The sequence below is a fragment of the Rhodovarius sp. genome, from assembly GCF_040399605.1.
Classification (GTDB): Bacteria; Pseudomonadota; Alphaproteobacteria; order Acetobacterales; family Acetobacteraceae; genus Rhodovarius; species Rhodovarius crocodyli_A.
The window spans coordinates 1-9,123 of record NZ_JBBARU010000104.1 but is presented as its reverse complement, the minus strand read 5'-3'; the positions used below and the strand labels follow the sequence as shown (position 1 = coordinate 9,123).

Sequence of the window (9,123 nt, the reverse complement as noted above, 5' to 3'; positions counted from 1 at the left end):
TGAACACCCGGTTGGACAGCCAGTTGTCGCGCATGAACTGCCAGACGTTTTCCATTACGTTCAGCTCCGTGCACTTCGCTGGTAGCGGCAGGGCGTGGCCGCGCTGCCTGAGAAGCGCAAGCCGGGCTTCGTGCCGACAAGCCCGGTGAGAGGGGATGGGCGGGCCGGTCGCACGGATGATGATTTAAGGGACGGCCAGGGCAGCTATAATGGCCTGGGTCCCGGCATCATCGCCGGTGGTGGCGGCGGCCATCTCGGCCAGGCACCGGGCCTGCGCCAAGCCGGGCAGGGCCAGGCCCATGCCCTCAGCCTCGGCCAGCGCGATGCCCAGATCCTTGATGAAATGCTTCAACATGAAGCCCGGGGCGAAATCCTGCGCGATCATCTTCGGCCCCAGCATGGCCAGCTGGAAGGACCCCGCGGCCCCTGGCCCCAGCGCCTCCAGCACCGCGCCACCCTGCAACCCGGCCGCGCGGGCATAGGCGATGCTTTCGGCCACACCCAGGAGGGTGGAGGCGATGGCAATCTGATTGGCCATCTTGGTGTGCTGGCCGGCGCCCGGGCCGCCCATGTGGCGGATATTCTTGCCCAGTGTCTCGAACACTGACAGGGCGCGGGCGAGATCCGCCGCATCTCCGCCCAGCATGATCGACAGCCCCGCATTGCGGGCCCCGGCCTCGCCACCGGAGACTGGGGCATCCAAGGCCCCGAGCCCATGCGCCGCCGCCTCCCGCGCCAAAAGCTGGGCCAAACCTGGGGAGGAGGTGGTCATGTCGATCAACAGCGTGCCAGGCTTGGCATTGGCGATCAGCCCATCTCCGCCGCGCCACACCGCCTCCACATCGGCCGGAAAGCCCAGGATGGTGATGATGATATCGCTCTGCGCCGCCAGCGATGCCGGGCTCTCCGCCCAGGCGGCCCCGCCGGCCACCAGCGCGGCCACTGCGGCGCCACGGCTGCGATTGGCGATGGTGAGGGGATATCCCGCCGCCAGCAGATGCCCCGCCATGGGTGCGCCCATGATGCCAAGGCCGATAAAACCAATGCGAGGCTTCATGAGGTTGTCCTGTGTTGTAGTGCCGCCCAGATCCGGTCTGGCGTCGCTGGTTGCGCGGGCAAATAGACGCCCACCCCTGCCAGGGCGTCATTCACCGCATTCATCACGGCGCCGATGCCGCCCATCGTGCCGCCCTCCGCCATGCCCTTGATCCCGGCGGGGATGCCGATGGCTGGTGTGGGGTGATGGCTGACTTCGAAGCAGGGCAGATCGCCGGCCCGGGCCATCGCGTAATCCATGAAGCTGCCCGCCAGCATTTGGCCATCCGGGCCATAGGCTGCGTGTTCCATGATGGCGCCGGACAGGCCCATGGCGGTGGCGCCATGGGTTTGGCCCTCCACGATCATTGGGTTGATCAGGGTGCCGGCATCCTCGGCAATGACGTGGCGCAGAATGGTGAGCGCACCCGTCTCCGTGTCGATCTCCACCACGCAGGCATGGGTTGAATTGGAATATGTCATGGCCGGCGGATCGAAGGCCTCGATATGATGCAGCCCCGGGGCCATGCCCGGCGGCAGCCGCAGCGGGTCCAGATGCGCGATGCGCGCCAGGGCGGCCAGGCTGAGCCCGGTTTCTAGCTCGCCCTCCGCCACCCGGCGGATCACTTGGCCCGCGCGCATCTCCAACCCGTCTGCGCTATTGAGGTTGAGCAGATGGGCGGCCAGTTCCAGCAGCTTCAGGCGCAAGGCCAGCCCGGCCAGGCGCAACACCCCGCCGCCCGCCGCAGCGCCGCGGCTACCCCGGCTGCCCATACCATAGGGGGCGATATCGGTGTGGCCCAGTTGCATGGTCACCTGCCCGGCCTCCACGCCCAGTCCTGAGGCCACCGCCTGGGCCAGCGTGGTTTCATAGCCCTGGCCGGAGCCCATCAGCCCACAAGCTGCGATGATGGCGCCGGAGGGCTCAATGCGCAGGCTCGCCACCTCATGCCCCGAACCGGCAATGCCGGCTGCCTTGTAGAAGGCGCTGCCATAGGTCGTGCTTTCCACCACGCTGCACAGGCCGATGCCGCGCAGCATGCCTGGGCGGGGCGGTTGCGCGCGCCAGTTTTCGTAGCCCAGCGCTGCCGCCGCGGCATCCAGTGTCGCCCGTGGGGAGAGCGCGGTATAATGCTCGCCGGTGGCCGTGATCCACGGCAGGTCCTGCGGGCCTAGGCTATTGCGCCGCCGCACCTCCAGCGGGTCGAGCCTGCATTGCCGGGCGATGGCGTCCATCGTGCCCTCCATCACCCAGGCGGTGATGGCCATGGGCGCGCGCATCGGCCCGCTCGGGCATTTATTGGTCAGCCAGACGGTGACGTCATAGCCGTAATCGCGAATCCGATAGGGGCCGGGCAGAATCAGCGCCACCACGCGGGCCATGTAATTGGCCGGGAAGAAGGACCATGCGCCGAAATCGGCCTCCATCCCGGCGCGCAGAGCCAGGATGCGGCCCTGCTCATCAATCGCGGCTTCGGTGGTGATCGTCTCTTCGCGCGCATGCAGCGCGGCCATCAGATTCTCGCCCCGGCTTTCGCGCCAGCGCACCGGGCGACGCAGCAGGCGGGCCGCGGCGGCGACGCAAAAATCCTCGCGCAGCGGGATGATTTTTTGGCCAAAGCCACCGCCCATCTCGGGGCTCTCCACCGTCACTTGCGGTTCCGAAAGCCCCAGCCTGCCTGCCAGCGCCGAGCGATAAGGATGCGGCGCCTGGGTGCCCACGCGCATGGTCAAATGCTGACGGCCGGGGTTCCACTGTGCCAGCACACCGCGCGGCTCGATCGGCGCATGGGTCTGCCGGTGTTGCGCGAAACGGGAGGTGACAATGCTTGCCGCCCCGGCAAAGGCCGCATCCAGCCCCGGCGAGGCAAAAGCCTGGTGCGAGACGCGGTTGGACGGTAAGGCAGGGTCCACCAGCACCGCGCCGGGCGCCGCCGCATCCGCCATGCTGGCAACCACGGCCAGGGGCTGCCAGGATACCTCCACCAATTCGGCGGCATCGGTGGCGAGGGAGGGATCCTCAGCCAACACCATGGCCACCGGATCCCCCACAAAACGCGCGGTCTCAGAGGGCAGCACCGGCATTTCCATCGGCCGCAGCCCGTCGATGGGCGGCGCCATGCGCAGCGGGGCCACGAGCCGGGCCAGCGCCTCGCCGGTCAGCACTGCCGCCACGCCGGGCAGGGCCAGGGCGGCTGCTGTATCAATGCCCAGAATGCGCGCATGGGCATGCGGGCTGCGGATGAAGACGGCATGCAGGCAACCGGGGGGGCTGGGGATATCGTCGAGAAAGCAGCCCTCGCCGGTCAGCAGCCGGGCATCCTCGCGCCGGCGCAGCCGCTGGCCCAGGGCTGTCACAGCCGCGTCTCGCTCGCCTTGTCGAAGATGTGCAGCCGCGCCGGGTCTATACCGAAGCTGAGCCTGTCGCCCGGCGCGGCGCGCCATTCCTTCGGCACCCGCAGGGTGAGGGCCACGCCGCCCTCGGCCAGTACATCCAGATGGGTCTCCGATCCCAGTGGCGAAACCAGCTCGACCCGCGCCGTGACATCGCCACCGGCTGAGACATCCTCGGGCCGCAGGCCTAGCACGACGGCGCGGCCTTCCTGTGGCGGGTTGGTCAGGGGCAGACGGAAATCGCCGCGGGTGAAGGCGCCGCCCGCGATCACCCCCTCGACCAGATTGATCGGCGGGCTGCCCAAAAAACCGGCGACAAAGATATTGGCCGGGCGCTCATAAATCCCCTCGGGCGTGTCGAGCTGCTGGATCAGCCCGCCCTTCATCACCGCGATGCGGTCCGCCAGCGTCATCGCCTCGGCCTGGTCATGGGTGACATAGACAAAGGTGGCTTTGAGCTCCTGATGCAGCCGCTTGATCAGGCCGCGCATGGAAAGCCGCAGCGTGGCATCGAGGTTGGAGAGCGGCTCATCCATCAGGAAGACCGAAGGCTTGCGCACGATGGCCCGGCCCAGCGCCACGCGCTGCCGCTGCCCGCCGGAAAGCTCGTTCGGCCGGCGGCCCAGCAGATGGGTGATCTCCAACTGTTCGGCGGCAGCACCCACCGCGCGCTCAATCTCCGAGGCTGATTGGCCGCGCAACCGCAGTGGGAAGGCGATATTCTCGCGCACCGTCTTGTTGGGGTAGAGAGCATAGGATTGGAAGACCATCGCCACCTCGCGCTTATGCGGCGGCGTCCAGGTCACCTCGGTCTCGTCGAAGAGCAGACGGCCGGCGGAAATTTCCTCGAGCCCCGCAATCATGTTAAGCGTGGTGGTCTTACCGCAGCCCGAGGGGCCGAGCAGCACCATAAACTCGCCATGGCCGATGCTGAGGTCGAGCGCATCAACCGCCAGGACGGCTCCATAGCTCTTGGTCAGTGCGGCACAGGTGATCCGTGCCATGGCTCAGCCCTTCACCGCGCCGGCGGTCAGGCCGGAGACGATATAGCGCTGGAACACCACTGCCATGAGCACGGGCGGGATGATCGCGATCACGCCTGCGGCATTGACGAAGGAGAAGCTGGTGGTGAAGTCCATGATGAAGCCTGAAATGATGATGGGCAGCGTCTGCGCCGCCACGTTCTGGGTGAGCACGAGGGCGAAGACGAATTCATTCCATGAGGTCAGGAAGGCGAAGGTGAGCGAGGCCACCAGCGCGGGCAGCGAAAGCGGCAGATAGACATGCCACAAGGCCCGCCCATGGCCGCAGCCATCAATCCGCGCGGCGCGGTAGAGGTCCCGCGGGATTCCCTCGAAATAGGAGATCAGGATGAAGATGGTGAAGGGCACGGTGATGGCGAGATAGGTCACCACCAGCGCGCCGAGTGAGTTGATGAGCCCCAGATTGCGGATGACCAGAAACAGCGGCACCACCAGGGCGATATCGGGCACCACGCGGGTGGCCAGCACGGTGTAGAGCGTGGCCCGGCGCCCGCGGAAATCGATCACCGCAATGGCATAGGCGGCGGTCACGCTCAGCAGCAGGTTCAGCGCCGCCACCCAGAGGCCGATCACCAGCGAATTGCGCATCGCCGGCAAGAGATTGGCCGCACCCGAGGGCAGGAAGCTGCTGGTCAGCGCCTCACCCTGCCGGCGGTTCTCATAGGTCACCACCCGGTCGGCCGCGGAAAAAATCGCCTCGAAATTGGCGATACTGGGGTTTTGCGGCAGCCAATTCGGCGGCACCCGGGTGATTTCCGCCTCGCTCTGCAGGGAGGAGGAGACCAGCCAGGCCACCGGCCCCGCGACATAGAGGACAAAAAGCGCCGAAAACAGCGTGAGAAGGATGGCGCGGGTCACCCGCGGTGCCAGCGGCTTTTTCATATCCGTTTGCCCAGAAAGCGAATGACGGCCCAGCTCAGCGCAAAGGTGGTGATGGCCAGCACATAGGACATGGCCGCCCCGGTGCCGAAGCGCAGCGAGCGGAATGTCTCAACATAGATCAGCCAGGAGAGGGTGAAGGAGGCATCGCCCGGGCCGCCCTGGGTCATGATCAGGAAGAGGTCAAAATGGCGGATCGAGATCATCGTCTCATAGACCAGCACCAGCATTAGCCCCGGCCGCAGCGCGGGTAGGGTCACATGGACAAAACGCTGCCAGATATTGGCGCCATCCACCCGGGCTGCGCGATAGAGGTCCTCAGGGATCGCCTTCATGGTCACGATCATCAGCAGGGCCGCGAGCGGCATCTGCTTCCAGATCGCCGCATTGGCGATCAGCAGCAGGGTGATGTCAGGGTCACCCAGCCAGACGCGATAGCGCTCCAGCAGGCCCACCTGCACCAAAAGCCCGTTCAGCAGCCCATAGGTCGGGTCATAAATCCATTTCCACATCAGCCCATTGACCACCGAGGGCGTGGCCCAGGGCACCAGCAGCAGGGCCGAGAGCAGGCGCTGGCCGGGAAATACCTCGTTCAACAGCAGTGCCACCAGCACGGCCAGGAAGGTCGTCACCGCCACGCAGACCAGTGTATAAACAGTTGTCCGCGCAACCGCCGTCCAGAACCGTGCATCGTCGAAAATACGCAGGTAGTTGTCGAAACCGACAAAAGGCCGGCGCAGCGGCCGGGTCAGCACAATGTCATGCAGGCTGACCCAGAAGGAATAGATGATAGGGAAGGCGGCCACGACCAGCAGCACCGCCAGCACCGGAAAGACCAGCAGGGCCGCACTGCGCTCGTCATAGCCAAAACGTGTCACCTCAGCGGAACGCCCGCTTCAGCTCCGTCCATTTCGCCCCGGCCGCGCGCATCGCGGCCTCCGGCTCGGCGCGGCCGAGGCAGACATTCTGCCAGGCTTGGTTGGAGGTCTCGACCCATTCACCAAACCAGGGCGAGATCACATCCTTCTTGCGGGCAAGGCCAGCCTGCTCGGCCACCACCGCACCACCACCGGCCCAGCGCTGCCAGAACTGCACCACCTCAGGGTCCTGTGCCAGCGGCACGGCGCAGGAGGGCAGGCCCATATCGGTCAGCAGCAGCTTTTGCATGGAGTAATTGCCGGCCGTGTCGCGCCCGCCGAAGAACTCGATGAAGCGCAGCGTGCGCTCCCGCCTGGCCCGGTCAGCCTTGGCGCCGGGGGTCATGCCCCAGAAGCGGATCCAGCCGCAGGTCTCATGCGTGCCCGAGGGGCCGCCCTTTGGCATGAGGGCCAAGCGAATCTTGCCGGCCGCGCTGGATTGCGCGGGGTCGTTCAGCGCGCGGATGCGATAGGTTGGCACGATGGCGAAGGCATGGGCGCCGCTCCCGAAGGCGCGCAGGCCGTTGATCTCGCCGGTCTCCACCGCGCCGGGGGAGAGGATGCGGTGGGTGTGGATCGCCTCGCGCAGGAAGCGCGCCGCGCGCACCGCGCCCCGATTGGCATCGGCCATCACCGCATTGCCGGCATCATCGACGAAACGCCCACCGAAGGAAAAATTCAGCGCCGAAACAAACTCGATCAGCCAAGTATCCGCGGCCAGGGAGAGCAGCAGCGGGAATTCGGCCACGCCCTGCTGCTTCATGCGCAGGGATTGTTCGACCACCTCCTCCCAAGTGGTGGGCGGGGTGGTGATGCCGGCGCGGGCCAGCATGTCGGTATTGACCATGAAGGACATGTGGTCGCCGTAATAGGCCAGCCCGTATTGCTTGGCTTTATAGACCATGGATTGGGTGCAATAGGCGGTGGTTTCGGCATTGTAGCGGGTCAGTGCCGACACGTCGGAAATATCGGCCAGCCAGCCGGCCTCGGCGAATTCCGGCAGCCAGGCATCGGAAATCCAGGAGCAGTCGATGGGCGCATTGGCCACCAGCCGGGTGACCAGCGCGGTGCGGTACTGCGCCCAGGGGAAATTCTCGTAATTCACCGCAATGCCGGTGGCGGCCTGGAAGGCGGAGATCTGTGCGCGCACCTGGTCCACGGCGGCGGACCAGCCGATGAAATTCACCGCGCCCGCGGGCTGGGCCAGCGCGGCCGGCCCGGCGCCCAGCATCATCGCGGCGGAAGCGGCGCCGGCAGCGGCGGTGCGGCGGCTGAACGACTTGGCGGGTGAGCTCATCCTGGGTGTCCCTTGGCAATCGTGAAGAATTTTTGGCTAAAACGCGGTCAAAGTCTAGCCGGTGGATGCCCTCGCCGCCATCGCGGCCGCGGATGTGATACAATCTATAGGGACCGAAGAGGGGCTGGCTCACGCACGCCGCGCGCCCGACCGGCTTTGGGTGCAGATCGGCGTGGTTGCCCAGCGCGGGCGACGGCAAATGACAGAGATGGCACTGCACCATCCCAAGCACGACCCGACACCATGCCCCCCCCGCCACCTGTAACATCAAGCCCGATGAGGCGGTGCTCCACCCGATCCGAGCGATCCAGCAGCAGCCGGAATTCATCGTCGCTCTGACAGCCCGCTTGGAAACCCTCGAAGCAGCGACAAGTGCTGGAGGACGCAATGCTTAATCCTTGTGACGGCTTGACACGTGGGCACCAGCGGCTCCGCCCCCAGCGCGGCCAGCCGCGTCCGCGTCCAGGGGGGCCTGCATCACCTCCCGGAACAGCGCCGCGATTCGATCGACCAAGAGGCGGGGCATCCAGGCTGGGCCGGGCCAGACAGCGCAACGATGCCCGACATCACGGGTCACGAGTGCCACCTTGGCGAGGTCGAAGCGCCCCATGCGATTTCGCCTTTCCTGTGCGGCATAGCTCGCAGCAAGCCTGCGAGACTTGGCGCCGGTGCAGCAGCCGGGACCAGGGATCGCGGGCCGCAGCACCAACCCCGGGCACCGGGCCATCAGCGCCAATGCCACCACCCGCCTGTTCCTGCCTCAGCCACCGACGGTTTTGTCCACGACATCGCAGAGGCGCTGCAGGCGCACCACGGCGTCCTTTTGCAGCGCCGCCTCCATGTCGGGGTGGCCGATCACCGTGCGCCAGACCGCACGCCCGGCCAGGAAGCCCGAGGCGCCCTCCCGACACGCCCATTCGACGGCCTGCGGAAAAGCGTCGGGCGTGACGCCGGAGGACAGCACGACCCAGGGCCCGTTCACAATGCGCGTCAGTTCGGCGCAGGCACGCCGGACCACTGCCTCCGGTCCGTTACCGAAGAGCGGCATCTCCGCCTTGTAGATATCGGCACCGCGTCCGCCCAATTCCTGCGCGGCGGGCAGGATACCCTCGGCAGTGTCCCATGCGCGGCCGTCGCGTGGCTTGCGGCAGACCGGCTCCACAATGCTGACCATGCCTGCGGCCCTGCACCGCGCGACGAAATCATCCACCAGGGCGATGCGCGCCTCTGGATTTCCATCCGGGCGCCAGATGACCAGCAGCTTCAGCGCGGCCGCACCCTCGGCCATGACCTTCGCCGGCACAACCTCATCGTCGATTCGGGAATCCGCCACCAATTCGCCCGGGCCAGGCAGAAGGATATCCGCGGCGGCGATCAGCGCGCAGCCCGGCGCGACCGCACCTTCCGCAATGGCCCGGTCCCATGCGAACTCGCGGTCAAGCAGCGCCGCCGAGGCATAGGGCGTCAGCGCCCGCAGCGCCGCCATCTTGAAGTCCGACATCTGCCGGTCCGTCACCGGGCCGTTCTGTTTCTCTGCCCTCATCGCGCGCAGGCCTTC

At 66.7% G+C, this 9,123-nt stretch carries 7 protein-coding genes; all 7 read right to left on the bottom strand.

Annotated elements, in window-relative coordinates:
- Nucleotides 1-184: 184 nt before the first annotated feature.
- Complete coding sequence (locus tag ABWP84_RS17090; RefSeq protein ID WP_353213236.1) at nucleotides 185-1,057, bottom strand: NAD(P)-dependent oxidoreductase; 873 nt, start codon at nucleotides 1,055-1,057, stop codon at nucleotides 185-187.
- Nucleotides 1,054-3,393, bottom strand: coding sequence for a xanthine dehydrogenase family protein molybdopterin-binding subunit (locus tag ABWP84_RS17085; protein ID WP_353213235.1), 2,340 nt, complete (start codon nucleotides 3,391-3,393; stop codon nucleotides 1,054-1,056). Before ABWP84_RS17085 ends, ABWP84_RS17090 begins: the two co-directional genes overlap by 4 nt.
- Nucleotides 3,390-4,433: an ABC transporter ATP-binding protein gene (locus ABWP84_RS17080; protein ID WP_353213234.1), complete on the bottom strand. Its 1,044-nt coding sequence runs from the start codon at nucleotides 4,431-4,433 to the stop codon at nucleotides 3,390-3,392. The genes ABWP84_RS17085 and ABWP84_RS17080 overlap by 4 nt, the downstream gene beginning before the upstream one ends.
- A 3-nt stretch (nucleotides 4,434-4,436) precedes the next feature.
- A complete protein-coding gene (locus ABWP84_RS17075) occupies nucleotides 4,437-5,354 on the bottom strand; it encodes a carbohydrate ABC transporter permease (RefSeq protein WP_353213233.1) in 918 nt (305 codons plus the stop codon).
- Entirely contained in the window at nucleotides 5,351-6,229 is an 879-nt protein-coding gene (locus ABWP84_RS17070; protein ID WP_353213232.1) for a sugar ABC transporter permease, read from the bottom strand. Before ABWP84_RS17070 ends, ABWP84_RS17075 begins: the two co-directional genes overlap by 4 nt.
- 1 nt (nucleotide 6,230) lies before the next feature.
- Nucleotides 6,231-7,565 (bottom strand): extracellular solute-binding protein, encoded by a 1,335-nt coding sequence (locus tag ABWP84_RS17065; protein ID WP_353213231.1) that lies wholly within the window; start codon nucleotides 7,563-7,565, stop codon nucleotides 6,231-6,233.
- Between the two features lie 760 nt (nucleotides 7,566-8,325).
- Nucleotides 8,326-9,123: aldolase (locus ABWP84_RS17060; RefSeq protein WP_353213230.1), on the bottom strand; the 798-nt coding region annotated here is incomplete at its 5' end.